Annotated in this window: 27 protein-coding genes and 2 pseudogenes; 6 read left to right on the top strand and 23 right to left on the bottom strand. The window is 71.5% G+C overall.

What is annotated here, in order from left to right:
- Positions 1-51: 51 nt before the first annotated feature.
- Both ACZ3II_RS31020 and ACZ3II_RS31015 read right to left on the bottom strand, forming a co-directional pair.
- Entirely contained in the window at positions 52-1461 is a 1410-nt protein-coding gene (locus ACZ3II_RS31020; RefSeq protein ID WP_465521888.1) for an MFS transporter, read from the bottom strand.
- Positions 1462-1534: 73 nt separating this feature from the next.
- Entirely contained in the window at positions 1535-2011 is a 477-nt protein-coding gene (locus ACZ3II_RS31015; RefSeq protein ID WP_465521886.1) for a MarR family winged helix-turn-helix transcriptional regulator, read from the bottom strand.
- 248 nt (positions 2012-2259) lie between these two features.
- Here ACZ3II_RS31015 and ACZ3II_RS31010 point away from each other — a divergent pair, with 248 nt between their 5' ends.
- A complete protein-coding gene (locus tag ACZ3II_RS31010) occupies positions 2260-2610 on the top strand; it encodes an STAS domain-containing protein (RefSeq protein WP_465521884.1) in 351 nt (116 codons plus the stop codon).
- Positions 2611-2614: 4 nt separating this feature from the next.
- Here ACZ3II_RS31010 and ACZ3II_RS31005 read toward each other — a convergent pair whose 3' ends face one another.
- Genes ACZ3II_RS31005 through ACZ3II_RS30990 form a run of 4 tightly spaced genes read right to left on the bottom strand, consistent with a single transcriptional unit; the run spans position 2615 to position 7697 of the window.
- Complete coding sequence (locus ACZ3II_RS31005) at positions 2615-3091, bottom strand: (2Fe-2S)-binding protein (RefSeq protein WP_465521882.1); 477 nt, start codon at positions 3089-3091, stop codon at positions 2615-2617.
- Positions 3084-5318, bottom strand: a complete 2235-nt coding sequence (locus ACZ3II_RS31000; RefSeq protein ID WP_465521880.1) for a molybdopterin cofactor-binding domain-containing protein — start codon at positions 5316-5318, stop codon at positions 3084-3086. The genes ACZ3II_RS31005 and ACZ3II_RS31000 overlap by 8 nt, the downstream gene beginning before the upstream one ends.
- A complete protein-coding gene (locus ACZ3II_RS30995; protein WP_465521878.1) occupies positions 5318-6490 on the bottom strand; it encodes an oxygenase MpaB family protein in 1173 nt (390 codons plus the stop codon). Before ACZ3II_RS30995 ends, ACZ3II_RS31000 begins: the two co-directional genes overlap by 1 nt.
- Positions 6483-7697, bottom strand: coding sequence for an oxygenase MpaB family protein (locus ACZ3II_RS30990; protein WP_465521876.1), 1215 nt, complete (start codon positions 7695-7697; stop codon positions 6483-6485). Before ACZ3II_RS30990 ends, ACZ3II_RS30995 begins: the two co-directional genes overlap by 8 nt.
- A 214-nt stretch (positions 7698-7911) precedes the next feature.
- Here ACZ3II_RS30990 and ACZ3II_RS30985 point away from each other — a divergent pair, with 214 nt between their 5' ends.
- Complete coding sequence (locus ACZ3II_RS30985; RefSeq protein ID WP_465521874.1) at positions 7912-8541, top strand: TetR/AcrR family transcriptional regulator; 630 nt, start codon at positions 7912-7914, stop codon at positions 8539-8541.
- Here ACZ3II_RS30985 and ACZ3II_RS30980 read toward each other — a convergent pair.
- Positions 8530-8655 (bottom strand): annotated as a pseudogene (locus ACZ3II_RS30980) (LuxR C-terminal-related transcriptional regulator); the annotation flags it as partial. The gene ACZ3II_RS30985 and the pseudogene ACZ3II_RS30980 sit on opposite strands and share 12 nt — an antisense overlap.
- Complete coding sequence (locus ACZ3II_RS30975; protein WP_465521872.1) at positions 8655-8771, bottom strand: histidine kinase; 117 nt, start codon at positions 8769-8771, stop codon at positions 8655-8657. The pseudogene ACZ3II_RS30980 and the gene ACZ3II_RS30975, both read right to left, overlap by 1 nt.
- A gap of 1 nt (position 8772) precedes the next feature.
- On the opposite strand from ACZ3II_RS30975, the pseudogene ACZ3II_RS30970 reads away from it, so the two are divergent.
- Both ACZ3II_RS30970 and ACZ3II_RS30965 read left to right on the top strand, forming a co-directional pair.
- Positions 8773-9075, top strand: a pseudogene (locus tag ACZ3II_RS30970) (MMPL family transporter); the annotation flags it as partial.
- Positions 9076-9269: 194 nt separating this feature from the next.
- Positions 9270-10778 (top strand): two-component system sensor histidine kinase NtrB, encoded by a 1509-nt coding sequence (locus ACZ3II_RS30965; RefSeq protein ID WP_465521870.1) that lies wholly within the window; start codon positions 9270-9272, stop codon positions 10776-10778.
- On the opposite strand, the gene ACZ3II_RS30960 is transcribed toward ACZ3II_RS30965, so the two are convergent.
- The 13 genes from ACZ3II_RS30960 to ACZ3II_RS30900 all read right to left on the bottom strand — a co-directional run bounded on the left by ACZ3II_RS30960 (position 10735) and on the right by ACZ3II_RS30900 (position 21059).
- On the bottom strand, positions 10735-11829 hold the full coding sequence (locus ACZ3II_RS30960; protein ID WP_465521868.1) for a calcium:cation antiporter: 1095 nt from the start codon (positions 11827-11829) through the stop codon (positions 10735-10737). The genes ACZ3II_RS30965 and ACZ3II_RS30960 overlap by 44 nt on opposite strands.
- A gap of 74 nt (positions 11830-11903) precedes the next feature.
- On the bottom strand, positions 11904-12356 hold the full coding sequence (locus ACZ3II_RS30955) for a S26 family signal peptidase (protein ID WP_465521866.1): 453 nt from the start codon (positions 12354-12356) through the stop codon (positions 11904-11906).
- 70 nt (positions 12357-12426) lie between these two features.
- Positions 12427-12651, bottom strand: coding sequence for a hypothetical protein (locus ACZ3II_RS30950; protein ID WP_465521864.1), 225 nt, complete (start codon positions 12649-12651; stop codon positions 12427-12429).
- Between the two features lie 77 nt (positions 12652-12728).
- Positions 12729-13499, bottom strand: coding sequence for an AfsR/SARP family transcriptional regulator (locus ACZ3II_RS30945; RefSeq protein WP_465521862.1), 771 nt, complete (start codon positions 13497-13499; stop codon positions 12729-12731).
- A complete protein-coding gene (locus tag ACZ3II_RS30940; RefSeq protein WP_465521860.1) occupies positions 13496-15334 on the bottom strand; it encodes an ABC transporter ATP-binding protein in 1839 nt (612 codons plus the stop codon). The genes ACZ3II_RS30945 and ACZ3II_RS30940 overlap by 4 nt, the downstream gene beginning before the upstream one ends.
- Positions 15331-15855: a TlpA disulfide reductase family protein gene (locus ACZ3II_RS30935; RefSeq protein WP_465521858.1), complete on the bottom strand. Its 525-nt coding sequence runs from the start codon at positions 15853-15855 to the stop codon at positions 15331-15333. Before ACZ3II_RS30935 ends, ACZ3II_RS30940 begins: the two co-directional genes overlap by 4 nt.
- Before the next feature lie 72 nt (positions 15856-15927).
- The gene (locus ACZ3II_RS30930; RefSeq protein WP_465521856.1) at positions 15928-16467 is read right to left on the bottom strand and encodes a MauE/DoxX family redox-associated membrane protein; all 540 of its coding nucleotides are present in this window, start codon (positions 16465-16467) and stop codon (positions 15928-15930) included.
- 240 nt (positions 16468-16707) lie between these two features.
- Positions 16708-16842, bottom strand: coding sequence for a hypothetical protein (locus ACZ3II_RS30925; RefSeq protein ID WP_465521854.1), 135 nt, complete (start codon positions 16840-16842; stop codon positions 16708-16710).
- Positions 16839-17288, bottom strand: a complete 450-nt coding sequence (locus ACZ3II_RS30920; protein ID WP_465521852.1) for an MBL fold metallo-hydrolase — start codon at positions 17286-17288, stop codon at positions 16839-16841. The genes ACZ3II_RS30925 and ACZ3II_RS30920 overlap by 4 nt, the downstream gene beginning before the upstream one ends.
- A gap of 92 nt (positions 17289-17380) precedes the next feature.
- Complete coding sequence (locus ACZ3II_RS30915) at positions 17381-18202, bottom strand: alpha/beta hydrolase (protein ID WP_465521850.1); 822 nt, start codon at positions 18200-18202, stop codon at positions 17381-17383.
- A 26-nt stretch (positions 18203-18228) separates the two neighbouring features.
- A complete protein-coding gene (locus ACZ3II_RS30910) occupies positions 18229-19053 on the bottom strand; it encodes an alpha/beta fold hydrolase (protein WP_465521848.1) in 825 nt (274 codons plus the stop codon).
- 44 nt (positions 19054-19097) lie between these two features.
- Positions 19098-19979 carry an alpha/beta fold hydrolase gene (locus ACZ3II_RS30905; RefSeq protein WP_465521846.1) on the bottom strand — a complete coding sequence of 294 codons (882 nt, stop codon included), beginning with the start codon at positions 19977-19979 and terminating at the stop codon, positions 19098-19100.
- A 291-nt stretch (positions 19980-20270) separates the two neighbouring features.
- Complete coding sequence (locus ACZ3II_RS30900) at positions 20271-21059, bottom strand: alpha/beta fold hydrolase (protein ID WP_465521844.1); 789 nt, start codon at positions 21057-21059, stop codon at positions 20271-20273.
- Between the two features lie 100 nt (positions 21060-21159).
- Between ACZ3II_RS30900 and ACZ3II_RS30895 the strand changes: the two genes are divergently transcribed.
- The gene (locus ACZ3II_RS30895) at positions 21160-22413 is read left to right on the top strand and encodes an AAA family ATPase (protein ID WP_465521842.1); all 1254 of its coding nucleotides are present in this window, start codon (positions 21160-21162) and stop codon (positions 22411-22413) included.
- A complete protein-coding gene (locus tag ACZ3II_RS30890) occupies positions 22414-23886 on the top strand; it encodes a helix-turn-helix transcriptional regulator (RefSeq protein WP_465521840.1) in 1473 nt (490 codons plus the stop codon).
- On the opposite strand, the gene ACZ3II_RS30885 is transcribed toward ACZ3II_RS30890, so the two are convergent.
- Positions 23845-24552, bottom strand: a complete 708-nt coding sequence (locus tag ACZ3II_RS30885) for a cation:proton antiporter regulatory subunit (RefSeq protein ID WP_465521838.1) — start codon at positions 24550-24552, stop codon at positions 23845-23847. The genes ACZ3II_RS30890 and ACZ3II_RS30885 overlap by 42 nt on opposite strands.
- Positions 24553-24664: 112 nt before the next feature.
- Positions 24665-25060 carry a TraR/DksA C4-type zinc finger protein gene (locus tag ACZ3II_RS30880; RefSeq protein ID WP_465521836.1) on the bottom strand — a complete coding sequence of 132 codons (396 nt, stop codon included), beginning with the start codon at positions 25058-25060 and terminating at the stop codon, positions 24665-24667.
- Positions 25061-25155: the final 95 nt, after the last annotated feature.

Here is a 25155-nt window from a genome sequence, read left to right as displayed (position 1 = left end):
TGCTGGAACGCCGGAACCCCCGGAGGCGATTCTCCGGGGGTTCCGGCGTTATCAGGCCGCCGGGACGGTTCGCGGCGCGGCGTCGGCGGATACGTCAGGCCGGCGCAGCACCACGAGGCCGACCAGGAAGGCGGCCAGCAGCAGCCCGGCCGAGACCGTGAACGCCAGCCGGTAGCCGCCGGTCAGCGCCGCCGCCTCCGCCTGCCCCGCCGCGACCAGCTGCGACGTACGGGAGGCGGCGAGCGCCGACAGCACCGCCACCCCGATCGCCATGCCGGCCTGCTGGGTGGTGTTGAAAAGCCCCGACGCCATCCCGGCGTCGCTGTCCCGGGCCGCGGACATGCCGAGCGTCGCCAGCGCCGGCAGCACCAGCCCGCCACCGGAGATCAGCAGCATCACCGGCAGCAGGTCGGTGACGTAGTCGGCCCGCGCCGGGATCCGGCTGAGCCACACCATCGCCGCGATCAGCAGCACCAGCCCGGCGAGCAGCACCGCCCTCGGCCCGAACCGGTTGCTGAGCCGCGCCGACACGAACAGCGACACCGCGCCGATGCCGACCGCCGCCGGCAGCATCGCCAGCCCGGTCTCCAGCGCGCTGTAACCGAGCACGTTCTGCATGTGGAGAGCCACCATCACCTGGAAGGCGAACATCCCGGCGACGGTCAGCATCTGCGCGACGTTCGCGCCGGCGACGGTGCGGGACCGCAGGATCCGCAGCGGCATCAGCGGGTTCGCCGCGGTGGCCTGCCGGACGACGAACAGCACCAGCAACACCACCGAGATCACACCCGGCACGAGGGTGTGCGCGTCGGTGACGATCGTGAAGATGCCCAGCATCAGACCGGCGGTGACCAGCACGGCGCCGATCACGTCGGCGCCCGCGGACAACCCGGCGCCCCGGTCGCGCGGCAGCGCCGTCCGGGCCAGCGCCACCGTCGCGATGCCGATCGGCACGTTGATGAAGAAGATCCACGGCCAGTCCAGGGCGTCGGTGAGCACGCCGCCGAGCACCTGCCCGATGGACGCCCCGGCCGCCCCGGTGAAGCTGAAGATCGCGATCGCCTTGGCGCGTTCGGCCGGGTCGGTGAAGAGCGTGACCAGGATGCCGAGGATCACGGCGGCGGCCATCGCGCTGCCGGCGCCCTGCAGGAACCGGGCGGCGATCAGCGTGCCGGGGTTTCCGGCGACACCCGCGAGCAGGGACGCGGCGGTGAAGACGACGGTGCCGGCGAGGAACATGGCGCGGCGGCCGATCAGGTCACCGAGCCGGCCGGCGAGCAGCAGCAGGCCGCCGAACGGGATCAGGTACGCGTTGACCATCCAGCTCAGCCCGGTCGCGGTGAAACCCACGTCCCGCTGGATCGCGGGCATCGCGACGGTGACGATGCTGCCGTCCAGGATGGTCATCAGCCCGGCGGCCGAGAGCGCGGCGAGAGCGGTCCAGCGTTTCGGGTACGGCATGGCGTTCCTCCCCATCGAGCGCGACAGGTAGGAACGTACCAGATAGTTTTGTTGTAGACGATCCTTGTTGGAACTACTTGCCGCGCTCGCGGGCGCGCCGGGCCGGAAGCGGGTTCGCCGGATGGTCCGTGACCAGGCGGTTCAGGGCGCGGACGAGGATCTCCCGCTCGTCCTGCGGGACCGACTTCAGGACATCGCGGTGCACGCCGTCGACGATCTCCTGACTGCGCCGGGCGATCGCCGCGCCGGCCTCGGTCACCGCGATGATCCGGGCGCGACGGTCGGTGCTGCTGGGGCGGCGTACGGCGTACCCCGCCTTCTCCAGAGCGTCGACCGTCACCACCATCGTCGTCTTGTCCATGTCGCCCAGCTCGGCCAGCTGGATCTGGGTCCGCTCCTCCTCGAGAGCGTGCACCAGCACACAGTGCATGCGCGCGGTCAGCCCGATCTCGCCCAGCGCCGCCGCCATCCGGCTGCGCAGCACATGGCTGGTCCGGTCGAGCAGGAACGACAGATCGGTCTCGTTGCGGGTGGGCGCCATCGCGGTCATGCCCCCAGAGTAGTTCCGCTCCAGATGATCCGCCTCGGAGCGGCCGAGGCCGCCGCCGCGCCGGATCACCGCGGTTTCACGCTCTCGATGCGGAACTTCGCCGAAGAACTGGAGTAGTGTCGATGGAACCACAGCGTCACGTCGGGTTGTCTGCCTCCAGCGACACAGGGTCCTCACCTCGGCATCACCCACCACTCACGGGCGATCAGCAGGTTCCCGCACGACCCGACGATGAAGAGGGTCCAGTCATGTCCTTCGAGCTGTCCACCGACCGAACCCAGCTGGAGGTCGGCTTCCAGCGGCCCGGCGCCGGCACCACCGCGGTGATCACCTTCTGCGGCGAGATCGACCGTGTCACCTGCGGCGAGGTCGTCGCCTCGGTCATCACCACGCTGCGCCGTGACGAGCCGTGCCGGATCAGCCTGGACCTGAGCGAGGTGACGTTCCTGGACTCCGGCGGCATCCGGGCGCTCGTCGCGTCCCTCGAGGAGGCCCGGCGGCTCGGCTGCGAGCTGGAGATCGGTCAGGCGCACACCAACGTCCACCAGGTTCTGAGCATCACCGGGCTCCTCGAGGAGTTCCACCTCGGCCCGTCCTGACCGGTCACATCTCCCGGGCGGCGGAGCGGATCGCCTCGCGGATCCGGGAGTACGTGCCGCATCGGCAGATGTTGCGCAGGCCGTCCAGGTCGGCGTCGGTGATCTCCCGGCCCTCGGCGGCTGCCGTGCGGACCAGCGCGACCGCCGCCATGATCTGCCCCGGCTGGCAGTACCCGCACTGCGCCACGTCGTGATCCAGCCACGCCTGCTGCATCGGGTGCAGGTCGCGGCCGGCGGTGGCGGCCAGCCCTTCGATGGTGACGACCTCGTCGGACGGCTGCAGATCCTGGACCGGGATGGTGCACGGTGTCACGGCCCGGCCGTTGAGATGGCTGGTACAGGCTTTGCAGACGCTGATGCCGCAGCCGTACTTCGGCCCGGTGATGCCGAGGATGTCGCGCAGCACCCACAGCAGCCGGACCTCGCCGGCGATGGTGACGGTGACCTGTTCACCGTTGACCCGGAAGGTCTGTTCAGGCACGGCCGGCTCCGTCGGAGGGTGAGGCGGGAATCGGGGGGATCGTCGGTTTCGGGACGAACGACAGGGTGCCGTGGTTGATCGGGAAGACCGTCGGCATCGTCCCGGTCGCCCGGGCGTAGGCGCAGGCCACCGCCGCCATCGACGCCGACACCCCGAGTTCCCCGGCGCCGCCCGGCTGGTCGGCGTCGCCGGGCATGACGATGATCCGCAGGTCGGGTGGGACGTTCCACTGCCGGGTGTAGAAGTAGTCGTCCCAGCTCGCCTCCAGGAAGTGCCCGTCGCGCAGGTGCAGGCCGGCGGTGAGGGCGAGCGCGATGCCGTCCATCACGCAGCCCGTCATCTGCGCCTCCAGGCCGCGCGGGTTGACGGCGAGACCGACGTCGACGGCGAACACCACCTTGATGACGCGGGGCCCGCCGACGCCGTCGCGGATCGGCCGGTTCACCGTCTCCGGCCGGCAGTCGATCTCGACGAGGCAGGCGCTGACCGCCTTGTACTCGGAGTGGAACGCGATGCCCTGCGCGGTTCCGGCGGGCATCGCGCGTCCCCATCCGCCGACTTCGACGACCTTGCGGAGTACGGCCCGCGAGCGCTCCTCCCGCAGGAAGTCGAACCGGAACCGGTACGGATCCTTGCCCATCCGCGCCGCCAGCTGGTCGATCATCAGCTCCCGCGCGCACGTCGTGTCCGGGGAGTACACGTTGCGCATGCTGCCGGTGTTGAACCCCTTGCCGGTCTCGCTGAGCAGCCGGCTGTGCACCCCGAACCGGTACGGCGTGGTGTGGCTGAACTGGAAGAACGTCTGCGCGAACGCGGCGTCCCCGATCGGCAGTTTCGCGGCCATCGCGGTGAACAGCTCGCCGAGCCCGTGCCCGAGATCCGTGGTGACGCTGGTGTGCCGCTGCTCGAAACCGAGGACCACGTTCCCGGCGTACGCGATCCGCACCCGCGACGTGGCCATCGGGTGGGTGCGGCCCTGCCGGGAGTCGTCGGCCCGGTGCCACATCAGTTTCACCGGCTTGCCGATCCGCTGTGACACCTCGGCGGCCTCCAGGGCGGCGTCGAAGAACAGTTTCCGGCCGAACGAGCCGCCGCCCTCGGTGACGTGCACGGTCACCGCCGGCAGCGGCAGCCCCAGCTTCGCGGCGATGGTCTGCTTCGCGACGATCGGCGATTTCAGCGCCGACCAGATCTCGGCGCGATCCGGGCGTACGTCAGCGATCGCACAGTTGGTCTCCAGAGCGCTGTTGCTGCGGAAGTGAAAGGTGAACCGTCCTTCCACGACGGGCGTGAGCGGCCGTGGCCCGAGCGGCAGCTCCGCCGCGGCCAGCTCCTTGAGCACCGTCGCCTCGTTCTTGCCGTCGACGGTGCCGGGCCGCCAGGTGACGTTCAGCGCCCGGACCGCGTCGATGCACTGCCCGAACGTGTCCGCCCGCACCGCGACGCCGGTGGAGATCGGCACCACGTCGGTGACGCCGGGCATCGCCCGGACCTCGGCGAGGTTCGCGACCGGGCCGGGCCTGCCGTTGATGGTCGGCGCCCGGCACACCATGGTGGGTTTCGCGCCGGGCACGTCGAGGTCCATCGCGAACGTCTTGCGCCCGGTGACCGCGTCCGGCCCGTCGATGCGGCTGTGCGGCCGGCCGATGACGGTGAAACTCTCCCGCGGGGCCAGCTCCACCGGCACGGCCACGGTCTTCGGGCTGGCCGCCGCCGTGGCCAGCTCGCCGATGCCGATCCGCCTGCCGCCCCGGTCGTGGATCATGCCGCCGGCGAGCCGCAGGTCGGTCGTGCCGAGCTTGTCCGCGGCGGCGGCGAGCAGCCGGCGCCGGGCCACGGCGGCCGCGACCCGGATCGGGGTGAACGTCGCGATCGTGGTGTTGGAGGCGCCGGTCAGCTGGTTGAACAGCAGCTCGGGGCGGGCGTCGGCGAGCGTCACCCGGACCCGGTTCACCGGCACCGACAGCTCCTCGGCGATCAGCATCGCCGACGACGTGGTGATGCCCTGCCCGACCTCGGCCCGGGGCAGCGCGAACGACACCGTACCGTCGGAGTTGATCTCCACCGCGATCAGCCCGGACGTGGGCAGGGCCGCCGCCGTCATGATGTCGTTGAGATCGAGCAGGTCGGCGGCGGCTGCCGCCTCGGCGCCGCCGGGGGAGGCGGCGGCCACCAGGACCGGGGCCGCCAGCACATATCCCAGGAACGCCCGCCGGGACGTCGCCATCACTCCGGCCGGTTCGTCGTCGGAATCTCGATCCTGGTCTCCTGGGCCTTCGTGAGGAACAGGAGGATGTACTGCCGGGCGGCCTCGTCCAGCAGCCACGCGGTCTCCGGGACCAGCGGCAGCGGGATCAGCTTCTCCCGGAACCGCACCAGCGCCGGCCACGCGACCTTGACCAGCGGCTCCCAGATCGGCTCCCGTGCGATGCCGTCCCAGTCGGCGACCTGGTCGCCGACCAGGTACCGGGCCAGCGCGTTGACCAGCGGCCGGCTGACGCTGAGCGGGCTGGTCTGCTCGGCGAGCTGGCTCAGCAGGATGTCGGTGAGTTCGACACCCTCCCGGGTCGGGCCCATGTTCGGCGGCAGCACCTGATCGGACTGCGCGTTCGCGGCCGCCCAGGTCGCCGGGATGTGCTCATCCCGCACCCCGAGCATGTGCGCGGTCACCTGCCACACGTGCAGGTAGGCCTGCGAGTCGGCGGCGGTGATCGGCACGTTCCACTCGCGCAGCTTGCGCATCGCGTAGGTGGGCAGCGTGTGCCAGGTGACCAGGATGTCCTCCTGGCTGATCGGCACACCCCACTTCCAGTGCGGCGACCGCTTCAGCAGATGCCGCACCGCCGCGTGGACGAGGCGGGTCTTCACCGCCTGCACGACGCAGTCGCCGTCCGGCCGGTACGCCTTCAATGACCCCACCGAGAACCCGAGGAGGCTGGTCTTGGCGACCCGGTCCTCCATGTCGGCGCCGCCCTTGGAGTAGTAGACCGACCACGCCTCCTTCGGGATCGCCGTGCTCAGCATGCCGCCGCCGACCCCGTTGAGCAGGTTCAGGTACAGCCCGCGGGACTTGTTGAACTGCGCCGCCCGCTCCAGCTTGGTGGTGTCCGCCCAGGACGGCAGCTGCCGCGCCTTCTCCATGAAGTCGTGCAGATAGCCGGGCAGCCCGGCGGGCAGCGGCTGGTCGTTGCGGGTCCAGTTCCACAGCAGCTTGTTGACCGCCGGCACCGCGCCGGTGTCCAGCAGCTCCGCCGACACCGGGTCGGCCTCGTCGTCCCACTGGGTGCTCCACGGCAGCGCCGCCCGGGCCTTCGCCGGGCCGCTCATCCCCAGCGCGCCGAGCGTGCCGAGAGCGGCCCCGCCGGTCATCAGCATCTCGCGCCTGCTCAGCTCAGCCATGGCGGGTCTCCGGGCGGTTCGTGACCGGGATCTCGATGCTGATCGGCTTGGCCTGGGACAGGTACAGCAGCGCGAACTTGCGCAGGAACTCGTCGAACAGCCAGTACGCCTTCGGCGCCAGCGGGAAGGGCAGCAATCCCTCGCGTACGGCCACGAAGGGTCCCCATGCCGTCCGCAGCAGCGGGTCCCACACCGGCTCGCGCGGGATCCGCAGCCAGCCGGCGATCTCGTCGCCGAGCATGAACCGGGTGAACGCCCCGAGGATCGGCTTGGTGAGGATCCCCGCGTCGATCTGAGCACCCAGGTGCAGCAGGATGTCGGCCAGCTTGATGCCCTCCGGGGTGGCCCGGAGCACCGGGTCGAGGACCTGCTCGGCCTGCGAGTTCGCCTGCGCCCACGAGTTCGGGATGTACTCGTCGGAGACCCCGAGCATGTGCGCGCCGACCTGCCACGAATGCAGGAACGCACTCGACTCGTTCTCCGGGATCGGCACCTTCCAGTCGGTGAGCTTGCGCATCACCGTGGTCGGCAGGCTGTGCCAGGTGACCATGATGTCGGCCTGGCTGATCGGGATGTCCTCCTCGGCGACCGGCGTCCAGTGCGGCGACTGCGGCAGCAGGTGCCGGACCGCCGCGTGCACGAGCCGGGTCTTGACCGCTGTCACGATCATCTCGCCGTCGCTCCGGTAGGCGTTGACGCTGCCGATGTCGTACCCCAGCTTGGCGGTCTTGGAGATGCGGTCCTTCATGTCCGCGCCGCCCTGGGAGTAGTAGACGGCCAGGGCCTCCTTCGGGATGACGGTGCTCATCATGCCGCTGGCCAGCCCGTAGAGGACGCCGAGGTAGAGCCCGCGCTTCTCGTTGAACTTCACCGCCGTCCTGAGTTTCTCCTGGTCGGTCCAGGAGGGGAGCTGCCGGGCGTACTCCATGAAGTCGCGCAGATCGGCCGGCAGGCCGTCGGGCAGCGCCTGCCCGTTCTTCTTCCAGGTCCGCAGCAGCGCGTTGACGCGCGGGACGTCGCCGCGTTCGATCAGGTCGGCGACCAGCGCGTCGGCCTCCGGATCCCACACCCACCGCGGGTCCGCGCCCACGCCCTGCCCGGCCACCGAGCCCTGCGGCGACCAGGTCCAGGCACGTGCCGGGACCGCCGCGCCGAGCGCGCCGATGGTGCCTGCTTTCAAGATGTTGCGCCTGCTGAGTGGTTCCACGCTTCCGCCTCCTGTGCCGTGAAGGCCCGTGTCGAGCGTGTTGATTTCGGGCGCGAATAACGTCCGAAGTGCACACGCCTTCGGGTTGGTCCCCGTGCCTGATACGGTGAAACACAACGTGCTTCGATGTATCAGCAAGGCAAGCACAAGTTAACCGGAATTCACAAGCCGGAAATCGAAATTTGCTGATGGGTGTGTCCACGGGGAGGCGCTGATGGAGTCGATGCTGCAACGGGCTCTGGCCGAGGCGCTCGCGCCGTCACCGGTGGAGGACGAGGTCGCCGGCCGCCTGCTCGACGCCGCGCACGACCAGTTCTGCCGCCTCGGCATCCGCCGCTCCACGATGGAGGACGTGGCCCGCCGCGCCGGCGTCTCCCGGATCACCGCCTACCGCCGGTTCGCCACCAAGGACGTGCTGGTCGAGCACGTGGTGCGGCGCGAGTTCCGGCGCTATTTCGAGCGGTTCAGCGTCGAGATCAAACAGGCCCGCACCGCCGCCGACCGGGTCGTGCTCGGCTTCGCCGCCTCCATGCAGGCGTTCCGGAGCAACGAGCTGATCGGCGGCCTGATGACCGCCGAGCCCGACCTGCTGGTCCCGTCGATGGTCACCGACGGAGGGCAGACCCTCGCCACCGTGCAGCGGTTCGTCGCCGGGCAGCTGCGCGCCGAGCAGCGGGCCGGCCACATCGCCGCGTCCGTCGACGTGGACCTGGTGGCCGAGCTGTGGGTGCGGATCTCCGCGTCGTTCCTGGCCATCCCGAGCCGGGTGGTCGACCTCGACGACCCGGCGGCGCTGCGCGACGTGGCCCGGCGCTATCTGGTGCCGATGCTGTCAGCCGGCTGACGGCAGGGCGTCGCCGCCCCGGACCAGATCGTTCTGGTACGCGATCACCACGAGTTGCGCCCGGTTCCGCGCGCCGAGCTTCGTCATCGTCCGGTTGACGTGCGTCTTCACCGTCAGCGCCGGCGTGCACTGATCACCGCGATGTGGTGCGCGACCACGTCGTGCAGCTCCCGCGCGATGCGCAGGCGCTCATCGATGACGCGCCGCCGGGCTTCCTGTTCGCGGGTCACCGACTCGCTCGTGCCGTACCTGGCGATCGTCGTCGGGCTCGCGTTCGTGCTGCTCATGCTGGTGTTCCGGAGCATCCTGGTGCCGGTCAAGGCCGCCCTCGGGTTCCTGCTGTCGGTGGCGGCCGCGTTCGGCGCGCTGGTGGCGGTCTTCCAGAACGGGCATTTCGCCTCGCTGATCGGCCTGGAGACCACCGGCCCGATCATCAGCCTCATGCCGATCTTCCTCATCGGCATCCTGTTCGGCCTCGCCATGGACCACGAGGTGTTCCCGGTGACCCGGACCCGCGAGGAGTTCGTGCACGGCGCGTCACCCGACGAACGTCGACGTCGAAGGGGAGCACCTCACCAGGCGGCTGGCGGGGGAGGACCCGTACCGCAAGGAACTGGCCACCGCCGGAGCCTGACCCGGGGGGATGCGGCTCTGCCGCATTCCCCTGATCCGCCGCCGCGGCCGGGACTAGCCTCGACCCCAGGTGGCGGAAAGGGCCCGTGATGAGGATGCCGAGGCCAGAGTCCTGGACACGCGGTCGCACCCGCGCCTACGCCTGGACAGCGGCGGCGGTGGTGACCGGGCTGACGGCGATCTCGGCAGCCGCGCCGCCGCAGGCGCTGACGTTCGGGATGCCGGCGATCGGCCCGGCCTTCGCCGCCGCCTCGGCCAGCCCGGCGGCGGTGCTGGCCGTCGGCGGCTACGCGTTCCTCGGCGGCTTCGCCGTCTCCACCCGGCACGGGCTGCTCGGCACCCCGGATCAGTACGCGCGCCTGCTGCTGATCGCCTGCGCGACGGCGATCAGCTGGGTGATCGCGCGCAGTCTCCGGAGGCTGATCCGGGAGAGCGCCGCCGCGGCGAAGGAACGCGAGATGCTCGCCGCCATCGCCGAACAGTCCACGGACGCGATCATCGTGACCGATCTGGACGGTACGGTCACCGCGTGGAACCGCGGCGCCGAGCTGATGTACGGCTACCCCGCCGATGACATCGTCGGCCACCCCTTCGACCGGATGATGCCCGCCGACCAGCGGGAAGCCGCCGGCTCGGCGCTGTCCGCCCTGGCGGCGGGCGAGCAGATCCGGGTCGACGAGGCCCGCCGGATCCGCCGGGACGGCACCGAACGCATCGTCTCGGTCGCCGCCTCACCGATCCGCGACGACACCGGCGCCATCGTCGCCGAGGCCACCACCGAACGCGACATCACCGAGCGGAAACGCCGCGAAGCCGGCTCCGCCCGGGCCGCCCGGATGGAGAGCCTCGGGCAACTGGCCGGCGGCGTCGCGCACGACTTCAACAACCTGCTGGCGATCATGCTGAACTACGCGGACTTCCTCGCCGACGAGGTGAGCCCGGCCGGAGCCCGCGACCTGGCGCGCATCCGCGACGCCGCGGACCGGGCCCGCTCGCTCACCGGGCAGCTGCTGCTGTTCGCGAAGCAGGAGCCCATCGAGGTGGAGATCGTCGACCTCAACGCGACGATCACCCGCTCCGGCGAGCTGCTCGGCCGCAGTCTCGGAGCCGGGATCCGCCTCAGCTGCCACGTGTCCGAGGAACCGTTGCCGGTCCGGGCCAACCGCGGCCGTCTCGACCAGATCCTGCTCAACCTGGTGATCAACGCCCGCGACGCGATGCCCGGCGGGGGCGAGGTGACCGTCGCGACGAGTCCCGCCGTCCTCGGCGGCGCCCCGGACGAGCCGCTGCCGCCGGGGCGGTACGGCCGCCTCACGGTGCGCGACACCGGCACCGGCATGACCGCGGAGGTGCGCGACCGGCTGTTCGAGCCGTTCTTCACCACCAAACCGGCCGACCGGGGCACCGGCCTCGGCCTGGCGACCGTGTACGGCATCGTCAGCGACGCCGGCGGTCACATCAGCGTCGACTCCGCGCCCGGCGCCGGCACCACCTTCGCGATCCTGCTCCCGATCGCCGCGGAACCCGCGCCGGCCGCCGCCGGCGGCGCGCCGCCGCTTGTCACGGGTGCGCCGCGAGAAGCAGGAACGCAGCGAGCAGGATGAGATGGACGAGTCCCTGCAGCCGGGTCGCCCGGCCGGGGACAGCGGTGAGCGTGGCGACGGCGACGGTGATCGCGAGCAGCACGATCTGATTGGCGCCGAGGCCGAGGACCAGCGGCCCGGGGAGCCAGATCGAGGCGACGGCGATGGCGGGGATGGTCAGCCCGATGCTGGCCATGGCGGAGCCCAGGGCGAGGTTGAGGCTGACCTGGATCCGGTCACGGCGCGCGGCGTTGGCCGCGGCGAGGGTTTCCGGCAGCAGCACGAGCAGGGCGATGACCACGCCGACGAACGAGTGCGGCAGGCCGAAGCCGGCGACGGTGTCCTCGATCGCGGGGGAGAGGACCTTGGCCAGTCCCACGACGGCGATCAGCGCGACGAGCAGCAGGGCCAGGCTGATGCCGGCGGCGCGCCGGGTGGGCGGGTCGGCGTGGTCGTCGCCGTCGGCGTCGTTGACGACCACGCCGCCGCTGGTGACGGGCAGGAAGAAATCCCGGTGGCGGACGGTCTGGGTGCTGACGAACGCGGCATAGAGGGTGACCGAGGCGCCGGCGGCGAACGCCAGCTGCGTCGGCGAGAACTCCGGGCCGGAGCGCGCGGTGGTGAAGGTCGGCAGCACGAGACAGACGACGGCGAGCGTGGCGACGGTGGCCAGGGCCGCGCCGGTGCCCTCGGCGTTGAACACGGCGAGCCGGTACCGCGCGGCGCCGATGAACAGGGACAGGCCCAGGATGCCGTTGCAGGTGATCATCACGGCGGCGAAGACGGTGTCGCGGGCCAGCGAGGCGGTGCCGTCGCCGCCGGCGATCATGAGGGTGACGATCAGGCCGACCTCGATGACAGTGACCGCGACGGCCAGCACCAGCGACCCCAGCGGTTCCCCGGCGCGGTGCGCGACGACCTCGGCGTGATGCACCGCCGCCAGCACCGCGGCGCCCAGCACCAGGGCGATGGTCACGAGCAGCGGCGACGGCAGCTCACGTCCCCAGGCGGCGGCCAGCACGACGACGGCGAGGGGCGGCGTCAGGAACCGCCAGTCCGCGTAGAGCCTCACCGGCTTCTCATGGTCTTCTGCACGGGTCACAGACTTACCCCGTGCATCGCGGACATAACCGGTCCGTGCCGGTCCTACCCGGTGGACCTGCCGCCCAGGCGGGTCATGACGACGCCCTCCAGGTCGGCCAGCGGGATGAAACCCCAGTCCTTCGAGTCGGCGCTCTCCGGGTTGTCGCCGAGCAGCACCGACTGCCCGGACGGCACCGGCCGCCCGTCGCCGCCGACGACCGGCGCGACCACCTCCGGCACCGCGTCGCCGGGCAGCGCGGCCACCCGTTTCACCAGCCAGGTGGTGCTGTAGTCGTCGGACGGGCCGGTCCGGCGGCCGCCCTCCTGATGGTGGGCGATCACCGCGTCACCGCGGCGGAACCGCCGGGTCCGGCGGACCAGCAGCCGGTCGCCGTCGCGGAAGGTGGGCGCCATGCTCTCGCCGAGCACCTCGATCACGAGCAGCCGCCGGCGTGCCACCGCCACCGCGGCCAGCGCCGCCCCGGCGAGGCCGATGAGGAGGCCGTTCCGGCTCACCCGGTTCTCCCTTCTCCGGTAACCGCCGATAGCCGGCCCCGGACGGGGTCGGCTATCGGTTCGCCGATGATCAGCAGCAGCCGACGGTGTAGCTGTACGGCGTGCCGGAGCAGCTGTTGTTCTGCATGCGGTAGCAGCGCCACTGGCTGCCCACGTTCTTGCTGAACTTGTAGACCAGGTACGGCCCGCTGCCGGAGACGCCACCGGCCTGACACTGCCAGCACGCGGCGGCCTTCTCGGTCGGCAGCAGGGCGCCGAGCATCTTGTCGCCCAGCCGGGCGATGGTCTTCATCATGCGAATCACTCCTTCACCTTCGGATCCGGTCTCGCTTTCGGAACAACAACATCGTGACCAGGGCCGCTAACGTTCCACTAACGGTTCCCTAACGCCGCCCCGGCGCGGATCCCGGCGATCAGCCGCGCGATCCGGGGACCCGGTTCGATACCGAGATCGGCGTGCAGGATCGCGCGGAAACGGTCGTGGACGGCCAGCGCGGCCCCGATGTCCCGGCGGTCCAGATGGGCCGCGATCAGGTGCTCCCAGGCCCGTTCCCGGTAGGGCGCCCGGCGGACCAGGATCTCCATGCCCTCGATCGCGGCGTTCCGGTCGCCCAGCGCGAGCCGGGCCTCGGCGAGATCCTCCATGGCACTCCACCGGCGCTGGTCGAGGGCGTCCGCCATCCCGATCAGCCACGACGAGCGGAGCCCGAAACACGCCGACGGGGCCCGCCACATCGCCAGCGCCGCCGTCAGCAGGTCGGCCCGCAGCCGTGCGGGACCGGCCTCGGCCGCCCGGTCCAGCAGGGCGCCGAACTCCGTCACGTCGGTGGCGCCACGGTGCTGGCACAGCACGTACCCCGGAGGTTTGGTCTGAATGACGTGGGCGGCGTCCGGGCCGCCCAGCCGGGTGAACGACTTGCGCAGCGCGCTCACGTGACCCTGCAGTTTCGTCGTGGCCGTCATCGGCGGCCGGTCGTCCCAGATCACCTCCAGCAGCTCCGGAACGCTGAGGGTGCGGCCGATGTTGAGGCTCAGCGCGGTGAGCAGGGCCCGGCTGCCCGGCCCGCCCATCGCCATGTGCTGGCCGCCGACCGTGACCTCGATCGGCCCGAGCAGCGACACGTGGACATGGGTGGTGCTCATGCCGGGGCGCCGTTCACCAGGGCGTCGCCGTAACCGGAGGCCTGGAGCCGGAACAACTCGGCGTACCGGCCGCCGGCGGCCATCAGCCCGTCGTGGTCGCCCTGCTCGGCGATCACCCCGTCGCGGAGCACCACGATCAGGTCGGCGTCCCGGACCGTGTTGAGCCGGTGCGAGATGAGCAGGCTGGTCCGCCCGGCGCGCAGCGCACCGGACCCGCGATGGATCGCGTGCTCCGCCTCGACGTCCAGCCCGGACGAGGGCTCGTCGAGGATCAGCAGGTCCGCGTCCTCGCGCAGGCAGGCCCGGGCCAGCGCCATCCGCTGCCACTGGCCACCGGACAGCACCACACCGGGGGAGTCCGCCGCCCCGTCGCGGAACGTCCGGCTGAGCATCGTCCGGTAACCGTCGGGCAGGGCCCGCAGCGTGTCGTCCACCCCGGCCCGCCCGGCCGCCCGGGTGATCCGTTCGTCATCACCGGCCGCGCCGGGATCACCGACCGCGATGTTGTCGGAAGCGGACAGCTCGTAGGACATGAAGTCCTGGAACGTCGCCGACAGCCGGTCCCGCAGCGACGCCGGGTCGTAGCCGCAGATGTCCACCCCGTCCCACCGGATCGCCCCACGGGTCGGCTGGTAGAACCCGCAGAGCAGCTTGACCAGCGTGGACTTCCCGGCGCCGTTGTCACCGACCAGGGCCACCGAGGTACCGGCCGGGACGTGCAGGGTCACCCCGCGCAGCACCCAGTCGTGCTCCGGCGCGTACCGGAACCAGACATCGTCGAACTCCAGCCCCCGGCGCAGCGGCGGCGCCGCCGGCAGCGCCGCGCCGGGCGGCCGCCGGTTCACCTCGGTGACGTCGACATAGTGCCCGAACATCAGCATGGTCTCGGCGGCCTGCGCGACCTGATGGACCAGGCCCGCCACCGACATCTGGATGGAACCCAGCGCCGCGATCACCACCACCAGGTCACCCGCCGTGCCGCGGCCGTTGAACACCTGGGCGGCGAACACCGCCAGGGCGATCAGCGCGACCACCCCGGTCAGCAGCGCCAGCAGCCCGTCCACCCGGACCGCGAGCCGGTCCTGGCGGCGCTCCTGAGCCTGGGCCGCCCGCAGCTCGGCGCTCATCCGGTCCCGGAAGAACGCGCCCAGCCCGAACAGCCGGATCTCCTTGGCGGCGCGCAGGTCCAGCAGCAGCGACGCGTAGAACGACTGCCGGCGCAGCAGCGGCACCGTGCTGTGCAGCATCTCGCCGTGCAGCCGGGCCAGGCGGATCTGCGCGGCCAGGGTGGGCACGGCGGCGAGCAGCACGAGCACGGCCACCGGCACCGACCACAGCAGCAGGGTCACCGCGAACGAGGAGATCGTGATCAGTTGCTGGCCGGCGTTCACGATCAGGGTGCTGAGCTGGGTCGGGGCGTAACGGCTCGCCTCACCGGCCAGGCGCAGCCGGTCGTGGTAGCGGCTGTCCTCCAGCTCGGCGAGCCCGGGATGAGCGGTCACCGCCGTGAAGATCTCCACCTGGGTGTACGCCAGGACCCGCCGTTCGGTCTCCCGTTGCAGGTACTGCGCCACATGCCCGGCGACGGCGGCCAGTGTCTCGACCGCCCCGAAACCGATCACCCCGACTGCGATCGCGGTGGTGTCCCGTGCTGCCAGCCCGTCGATGACCGACCGGGTGAACCAGGCGATCGCGACCGGGGTCAGACCGCCCTGGATCATCAGGACGACGCTGAGGGCGGCGGCGCCGGGGGCCGCGCCGACGTGGATGCCGATCGCCCGGCGCAGCAGCATCCCGGCGCGGCGCGCGGCCGGCAAGCCCGCCGGGCCGCTCATTTCCCGCCCAGGAGCGTGTCGACGCTGTGCTCGTTGGCGACGAGCGTGCCGTCCGCGCCGAACATCAGCAGCGTCGGCGTGGCGTGCGCCTGGAAGATCGCCATCAGCTCGCCCGCGAGCGTCCCGGTGACCAGCCGCCCGGCCTTGCGCAGCGACGGCGCCAGCGCGTCGGTGTCGCCCTCGGGCCCGTCCAGGACGCTGACCACGGTGATCCCGCGCTCGGCGAACTCGCCGGCTCGTGCGGCGAGCAGTTCGGCCTGGGCCGGGCAGTGCTTGCAGCTGGTGGAGAAGAAGGCGACCAGGGCCGGGCCACCGGCCAGATCGGTACGGGACACCGGGCCGTCCGGCATGCTGAAGTCCGGCATCGGGTCGCCGGGGTTCAGGCCGGTGCTCGGCGGGGAGACGAAGTCGTCGAGCCGCTTCTCGTTCTCCCGCAGACGGCGGATCACGGCCGCGCTCAGGACGAGGTCGATGAGGACGAGCACGGTCAGGACGATGACCGCGACGGACAGCAGAGCCATGATCTCTCCTTGAGATGGGGGAGTTCCGTCGCGACCGCACCCGTACGGGGACCGGCGGCCGGACCGGAAGACTCACGGAGTGGGCGCGGCGCCCCGGAACAGCCAGACCAGATCGTCGAGCCGGACCAGGACGGCCACGCCGACAGCGGCGGCCGCGAACGCGCCCAGCAGCTGGGGTGCGCCGGCGCCCGCGAGCGTGCCGGCCGGGGTGGAACCGGCCAGCACGCCGAGGGACACGGCACAGAGGAACCCGGCGCGCAGCACGTGCCGCCGGGACACCGGGGGACCGGAGGCCCCGAAACAGTGGCAGCTCACGCCCGCGCCGCGCCGGACCGCACGGGCCAGGACCACGGTGAAACCGGCGAAGAGCAGGGTGGCGGCGGCCGCTCCGGCGACGGTCCGGCCCGGCCACGACAGCCCGGCGAGCACGACCGCCTCGGCGGCGACCGCCAGCGCCGCCGCCGGGCGGGACCAGCGCGGCGGCGCCACCCCCAGGTCGACGAGGGCGCCGGCGAACGCGGTGAAGTGCGAGCGGCCCCGGATCTTGCTGACCAGAGACACCGTGAGGACCCCGGCGAGCAGCAGAACGGCAGCCAGAATGACAGCCCGCATACGTCCCCCGTATCGGTGCAGATGTTATCGGTAACAGTGATGTCTGTCGTTGGCGTCCCTCAAGCTAAGGCCTTGGATTCCAGGGAGCCAACCAATTGGTCAGGATTAGCGATCACACCTGGTCCGGCACGAGTGTGAACGCGCGTCGTTCACATCCGTGAATGCGGTCGGGCGGGTCGGCATTTGAACAGGTCAATGCCCGGGATTGCCGTGCCGTGGCGGTTTCCCGGCCGGCGTCGGTCACTGCCCGGCGGTGCTCACCGGGCCGTACACCGTGACGGTCGCCCACTGCACGGTGACCCGGGAGGGTGGCAGTCCACGGGACAGGTCCCAGCCGGGGACGGCGCGGCGGGCGATGTCACCGGCCAGAGTCACGCGCGGGGTGGTCTCGGGAAAGGGCCGGGCCGGCAGGATCGGCAGGTGAGCCCGGGCCCGGAACGCGGTGGGGTCGCGGTGATCGTCACAGTGGGCCGGCCGGGCGCACGGAGTTCAGTGGTGGCCCACGGGCGCAGGCCTTCGCCGTGGCCGAGGCGCCGGGCCGCGGCGACCGTGGTGATCACCGTTCCGGCGCCGGGAAGCAGGGCGCGACCGGCGATGTCCAGGTTGTCGCCGTGGTGGTCGTGGCTGAGCAGTACCGCGTCGACCGGCGGCAGGCCGGACAGCGGCACGGCCGGCCCGGTGGTCTTGCGGGACGAGGTGCCCCAGCCGAAGGCGTACCGCCGCCCGGGCGGGTCGAAGGTCGGGTCGGTCAGGATCCGCCAACCGCCGATCTCGAGCAGCGTGGTCGGTCCACCGATGTGGGTGACGCGGATCCGGGTCATGGCATGGCTCCACATTCGTCGCGAGGCGGGGCAGAGAGATACGGCGGCGCGCCCGGTCTGCACCGAGTGCGCCGCCGTACCGCTGCGGGGTGTTACCTGACCGGCGTCCGCGCGTGGCGCAGAGCCCAGGCGAGGACGTCGTCGGCGACTCGCTGCCAGCCCTGGTAGGCCGGCAGCAGGTGCGGGAACCCGTCGTACACCTTGACCTCGGTCACCGTGTCGGACTTGTAGTGGCCGGCGTTGGAGCGCTGGATCGCCGGCGGCATGATGTGGTCCTCGGAGCCGGAGACGAACAGCAGGGGCGCCCGGTCGTCGTTGCGGTAGTCGACCCAGGTGTCCTGGTGGCCGGGCTGGAAGTTGGCCAGGACGCTGCCCCACAGGATGCCGCCGTTGGCCGGGATCGCGTACCTCTTCCAGAGCGCCTCGGACTCTTCCGGGGTGAACGTGTTGGTGAACGCGTAGGTCCACTCCTCGAGGGAGAGCGGCACCGCCCGGTGCCGGTTCGCCGGGCTCCTGAGCACCGGGAAGGTGGACTTCACCTGGGAGAACGGCACCACCCGTACGCCTTCGGTGGGCGCCGAGTTCATCGCGACGCCGACCGCGCCGTAGCCGTGGTCCAGCAGGATCTGGGTGAACGCGCCGCCGGCGGAGTGACCGATCAGGATCGGCGGCGACGGCAGCGCGGCGACGACGGACTCAAGATGCTCGATGATCTTCGGGACCGTGACGTCCAGGATCGGGGCCGGGTCGGCGTTGAGGGCCTCCACCTCCGCCTCGAATCCGGGGTAGGCCGGGGTCGGCACCCGGTAGCCCTTGCTCTCGTAGTAGGCCTTCCATCCCTCCCAGCTGCGCGGGGTGACCCAGAAACCGTGGATCAGGACGATGGTGTCAGGGGCGTTGGTCTCGATGCTCATGTCGACTCCTGGAGTGTGATCGCGGGTCAGGCGTTGAGGAAGGTGAGAAGGTCGGTGGCCAGCCGGTTCCTGTGCGTGTCGGTGATGCCGTGCGGCGCCCCGGGGTAGACGATCAGCTCGGCGCCCTTGATCAGGCCGGCCGAGGCCTTGCCGCCGACCTCGAACGGCACGACCTGGTCGTCGTCGCCGTGGATGACCAGCGTCGGCACGTCGAACGCGGCGAGGTCCTCGCGGAAGTCGGTGGCGGAGAACGCGGCGATGCACTCGTAGGCGTTCCGGTGCCCGGCCTGCATGCTCTGCAGCCAGAAGGCGTCGCGGATGCCCTGCGACACGTTCGCCCCGGGCCGGTTGTGGCCGAAGAACGGCCCGTCGGCGAGGTCCTTGTAGAGCTGCGAGCGGTCGGCGAGGGATCCGGCCCGGATGCCGTCGAAGACCTCGATCGGCACACCGCCCGGGTTGTCGGGCGTCCGCAGCATCAGCGGGGGGACCGCGGAGACCAGGACCGCCTGGGCGACACGGGCGGTGCCGTGGCGGCCGATGTAGCGGGCGACCTCCCCGCCGCCGGTGGAGAAACCGACGAGGGTGGCGTCGCGCAGGTCGAGCTCCTCGATGAGGGTGGCGAGATCGTCGGCGTACGTGTCCATCTCGTTGCCGTGCCAGGTCTGGGTGGATCGCCCGTGCCCGCGGCGGTCGTGGGCGATGACCCGGTACCCGTGCTCGGCGAGGAACAGGGCCTGCGCCTCCCAGCTGTCGGAGTTGAGGGGCCAGCCGTGGCTCAGGACGACCGGGCGGCCGGTTCCCCAGTCCTTGTAGAAGATCTGCGCGCCGTCGGTGGTGGTCACGTAACCCATGGGATGTCTCCTTCGGACGGTGATGGTGGTGAGGGGTGGGCCGATCAGCGGATCGACCGGGCCATCCGCTCGATCAGGTCGGTGGCCGGGCCGGGGTTGCTCGTCATGGCGACGTGCGAGCTGTCGATCTCGACGGTGCGGGCGCCGGCCCGCTGCGCCATGAATCGCTGCGCCGCCGCGGGGATCAGGTTGTCGGCCCGGGCGACCAGGTAGCCGGACGGAATCGTCTTCCAGGCGGGCACACCGGACACCTGGTCGAGGGTGTGCACGTCGGCCGGGCGCTGGGTCGCCGCCATGACCGCTGTCGTCTTGCGGGGCAGGTCGCCGGCGAAGATGTCACGGAACACGGCCGCCTTGACGTAGGCGTCGTAGCTGGGTTTCCCGTTGATGCCGGTGATCGGGCGGACGTCCAGCGCCTCGAGGTTCAGCTTGCTGCCGGTGAACTGGTTCTGCAGGCCGCCGACGGTGTCACCCAGGTCCGGTGCGAACGCCGCGACGTACACGAGGGCCTTGACGTTCGGGTTGCCGGTCGCGGCGTTGGTGATGACCACCCCGCCGTAGGAGTGCCCGACGAGGACCACGGGCCCGGTGATCGTCTGCAGGATGCCGGCGAGGTACGCCGCGTCCGCGTCGACGCCCCGCAGCGGGTTGGCCGGCGCCAGCACCGGGTAGCCGTCGCGCTGCAGCCGGGCGATCACGTCGTTCCAGCCGGAGGCGTCGGCGAAGGCGCCGTGCACCAGCACCACCGTCGGTTTCGGCCGGTCCCCCGAGGACGCCGACGCGGTGGCGGCCACGCCGAACAGGCCGGCGACGGCGGTGAGAGCCAGCACGAGGAGGAGCAGCACCGGGCGGAGGGGCCGGTGGCGTGCGTGCCGGAAGGTCGTCCTGGGCGTCGTGCCGGTCGCGGTGCGTACGTCGTCATTCATGTCCGGTCCCTCGGTTCCAGGTTCTCTGTCGCGGTGGCCGCGACCTGTGCCATGAATCTAGAAATGACGACGGTCGATCCGCTCCTGTCAGATGACTGCACCTGAGGCCGCGACGACCGATGACCTACGCCTGTAGTCGTCCGGGCAGAGGCATCCACCGCAGTGGAGATCCACCGTCGGATGACGGATACTGCGGCGCAGGCGGCACCGTACTTTGTGGAGGCGCGACAGCGCAGGCGAGTTGTTCAGCCGGAAATTCGCACGACGGGGGTTACGGGGCTTGAGACGCGCTCAGCCGGCGAGGAACGCCAGCACGGCGGCATTGCACTCGCCGGCGTGGGTGACCGGCACCGCGTGCGGAGCGTGCGGGACAGCCGTCACCTGGATCGCCGGCGCGGCGGCGGTCAGCCACCGCATCGTCCGCGCGGGGTCGGCGACCGCGTCCGCGCCGCCGACCACGGCCAGGACCGGCACGTCGACGGCGGCAAGCGCCGGTCCGAGATCCGCGGCGCCGGCGGCGACGATCGAGTCGGTGACCGCCTTGGCCGACGCCCCCGCGGCCAGCGCCACATGGAACTGCCTGGTCGGCTCATCGACCGAGGACAGTCCGTCCACGGCGAACATCCGGCTGACCACCTCGTCGAGCATCGCGACCCGATGATGCGTCGACGCGGCAACCAGCTCGTCCCCGCCCAGGTCTCCCGGCGGGCTGATCAGCACCAGCCGGCTGACGCGCTGCGAACCGTGCGCGGCCACGTAGCGCAGCACGTCGGCGCATCCGGACGAGAAGCCGACCAGGGTCGCGTCCCGCAGTCGCAGGCGCTCCATCAGCCGCGCCAGATCGGCGGCGAACGTGTCCACGTCGTAGCCGTTCCACGGGTGCGACGAGCGGCCGAATCCGCGCCTGTCGTAGGAGACGACCCGATGTCCGGCGGCCACCAGCGGGCGCACCTGCTGATCCCAGAGACGCTGCGACAACGGCCAGCCGTGCACGAGTACCACCGGGCACCCGGAGCCGACGTCCTCGACGTACAGCTCCACGGCGGCGCCGTTGTCCGTGCCGACCACGAGCCGCGACATGGTTCCTCCCTGGTGGCAGTCGTCGCCGACCATGCTGCACCCCGCCATCGGCCCGGCAATCGGTCAAATGACTGCACCGGATCACGAAAGAGGAGGACCGTTGGACATCGTCGGCCGGGAGCGTGAACGGGACACCCTGTACGCGATGATCGATCGCCGGCCGGGGACACCGTCGAACCTGACCATGCACGGTGACCCCGGCATCGGCAAGACCGTCCTGCTCCAGGCCGGTATCCGCTACGCCCGGGAACGCGGCATCCGGGTCATCGGCGGCACCGGCTTCGAGAGCGAGGCCAAACTCGCCTTCGCCGGCCTGCATCAGCTGTTCGCGCCCGTACCGGAGCACCTCGATCGTCTGGAGCCCTTCCACCGCTCGGTGTTGCGCCGCGTCCTCGGACTCGACGACGGCCCGCCCCCGGACCGCCTGGCCGTGTGCACGGCATCGCTCGCCGCCGTCACCGCGCTCGCCGCCGACGGCCCGGTGCTCATCGCCGTCGAGGACGCCCACTGGGTCGACGTCCCGACCCGCGAGGTCATGATGTTCCTGCTGCTGCGGCTGTCCACCATCGACGTCCGCGCGATCTTCGCCCGCCGGCCGCTCGTCGCCAGCGAACGGGTCACCCCCGGCATCGGCATGCTGGAGATCCCCCCGCTGGAGCCGTTGGCCGCCGCGGAGCTGCTCGATCTGCTCCACCCGGACCTGCCCGCGCCGGCCCGCGAACGCATCCTGCGCGACGCCGCCGGCAACCCGCTGGCCCTCGCCGACCTGCCGCACGCCTTCGGCACCCAGGCCGCCGTCGGCCTGGAGATGCTCCCGGCCGCCGCGCCGCTGCGCACCCGCCTCGAAGCGGGCTACGCCGGCCGGGTCACCACGCTGCCCGCGCCGACCCGTACCGCCCTGCTGGTGAGCGCCCTCGACGGTGACCCGCGCGATCACACCGCCGACGCCGCGCACCCCTCGGTGCTGTCGCCCGGCGACATCGCCACGGTCGAGCGACTCGGCCTGATCACCCGAGACTCGACCCCGGCCCGGTTGACGTTCCGCCATCCCCTGATGCGCTCCGCCATCGTCAACACCGCCGCCCCCGACGAGATCCGCGCCGCGCACCTGCACCTCGCCCAGCGGTACCGCGGCAACCCGGAACTGCGGGTCTGGCATCTCGCCGCCGCCACGATCGAACCCGACGAGGCGATCGCCCAGGAGATCGACCACGGCGCCGCACTGATCAGCTCGCGAGGCGGCACCGGACTGGCCGTCGCCGCGATGCAGCGGGCCGCCGCGCTGAGCCCGTCACCCGGCGACGCCGTCCGCCGCCTCCACGACGGCGCGGAGCTGGCCAACGTTTTCGGGTAGTTGGACCTGGCGCAGCGCCTGCTCGACGAGGCCCGCCGATACACCGACGACCCGAGCAGGTCGGCCCGGACCCTCACCGTACGCGCCGAGGTCCTGCTCCGCCGCGACGGCGACCTCGCGGCCGCCGATCAACTGCTCAACCGGGCGGTACGGGAGACCAGCGAACCGGCCGACCGTACGCGCGCTACGAAACTGCTCCTGATGAGCGCGTTCTACAGCGCCGACGACGAACGCTGGCACCACTGCGCCACCCTCATGGAACACTGCGACGACGACGAACTGCGCCTGATGTACGCCGTGCTCGGCGACCTCACCTCCCACGGCGCCGACATCCGGCGCCGGCTCGCCGAAGCGTTCGACGCCCTGCCGCTCGACGCCCCGCCGGGCCGCGTCGCCGACCTCTGCCGGGCCGCCATGGCCGTCGACGGGCTCCGCGAACGCCGTACCTGGCTGCGTGGCCTGGTCGAACGCGAGACCGGCAGCGGCGCGATCACCCACGCGGTCGCCGGCCACCTGCTCAGCGCACACGACCACTTCCTCGCCGGCGACTGGGAGGCCAGTGAGAGAGCCGCCGACGCCGGCATGGACCTGGCCGTCCGGCACAGTCTCGAACCCGCCGTCAACGACCTGCGCTGCCATCTCGGCTGGCTGGCCGCGGCACGGGGAGACACCGAGACCGTGCACGAGTACAGCCGGACGATCGAACGATGGGCCGGACCCCGCGGCAGCCGCGCCCACCTCGCCCAGTCCACCCGCAACCTCGCCCTCGCCGCGCTGACCAACGGCGACTACGAAGCGGCGTACGAACACGCCACCGCCCTGGTCCGGCCCGGGCGCCTGCCGGCCTTCGCCCATGCCGCGCTCTGGGCCACCCTCGACCTCGTCGAGGCAGCGATGCGGGTGAACCGTGCCGATGAGGCCCGCGCCCATCTCGCCGCCGCCGAGGCAGCCGGGCTGGCCGACCTGACACCACGGCTGCGGCTGCACGTCCACGCCGCCCGCGCCATGCTCGGCCCCGACGACCCGGTCGCCCGGTACCGGCAGGCGCTCGCCCTGCCCGGCGTCGAGGACTGGCCGTTCGAGCACGCCCGCATCCGGCTCGCGCTCGGCGAACACTACCGGCGGCACCAGCAGCCCGGTGCCGCCCGGCCGGAACTCCGCCGCGCCACCGACCTGTTCGCCCGCCTCGGCGCGACCACCTGGCATCGGCGGGCCGAACAGGAACTACGCGCCACCGGCATCGCGATCACCGGCGCCGGCGCCTCCTCCCGCGCCGACACGCAGGCCGCCGACCTCACCGCGCAGCAGCTCGAGGTCGCCCACCTCGCCGCCGCCGGCCTGAGCAACAAGGAGATCGGGCAACGGCTCTTCCTGTCACCGCGAACGGTCGGCGCGCACCTCTACCGCATCTTCCCCAAACTCGGCATCACCTCACGATCGGCACTCCGCGACGCCCTCGACAAACTCACCTGACCTCCTGCTCCGTGGTGAGCTCCTCCGGGAAGACCGTGCTGTCAGCCGCGGTTGTGCTGCCTCCCCCGACACGACCGGCAGGCCGAGCAGGTGCGCGACGGTAAGCGCCTCGGTCGCGGTCAGTTCGGTGACATGCACCACCCGGTCGAGGTCGTCAGGGTCGAAGGTCATCACATGCCGGTGTCCGCTGTGGTGCGCCAGCACACCGACACGTTGCCCGGCGACCGTGTCGAAGGCATAGGAGGTCCCCAGCCGGGGAAGAGTGCTTCGTTGTAAACGCATGGCATCAGCGGGCCAAGGCGGCCGGCTCTGCTCCGCGGCGGTTGTCGGACCTCCCTGATCTTCGCCCTCTGATCGCGTGGAGACGAGAAGTCGGCTTGTTCCGGAAGCGGCACGACGGCCGTCGGTACCCCGGTAGACGAGGAGCCCCATCAGGGCGCCCATGATCGCCCCGCTCAAGGGGCCGCCCAGCAGAGCAACCGCGTGCGGGGCGCCGGGCAGCAGCGCCAGCACCATGCCGGAGAGCAGGCCTAGCCACCCGCCGAGACCTGCGCCGACAAGACCCGCGCGGACGGCCGGGTGGCGAGGAGCCTTGGCCCCGTCGATGTTTTCAGAGCGGAACGAGCTCGCGACGATCATTGATTCACCGGTCACGGCGTCTGCCACCTCCACGATAGTTGGTACCGCGTTCACTCGGCCCATCCGGTGGGCCCGTCGCGGCGATGTCCGTGCCGCCCGGGCGGCGGCCGAACCGTCGAAGCCGACGATCCCGGAGCGTTTATGGCCGGCGTTCCTTTCGTCGAGGGACATGCCGTCGGGGCGCCGACGGTTCGCAGGGCCTGTAGATCTGCTCGCACGGCGCGCAGTACCGGGCTTCCGGGCATACCCGCAGGCGGCCCAGCGGGATGTCCTGCCGGCAGTGCTCACAGATGCCGTAGGTGTTCTGGGACATGCGCCGCAGGGCGTAGGCCGTGTCGGCGACGCTGTCGCGGGCTGCCCGAGTCAGCGCGGCCAGCGTGCGCGGTTCGTGCCCGCCGTGCCGGGGCAGGGCGCCGCACAGCACGAGCTCGGTCAGCCGGTTGGTCCGGGTGGCGTACTGCTCCTCCAGGATGTCGCGCAGCAGGCGCAGAGACGACGCGCCACCGGTGTCGGCAGCGTGTGGGGTGGCAGTCACTGGGGTTGGTCCCTTCTGATCACCGAGATCGCCGCTCGCCGGCGATCCGATCGTCTCGGTGCCGGGCCGACCCGGACCGGGTCGGCCCGGCAGCT

This window comes from Actinoplanes sp. NPDC019969 (assembly GCF_055562375.1).
This window is presented reverse-complemented; position numbering and strand designations above follow the sequence as displayed.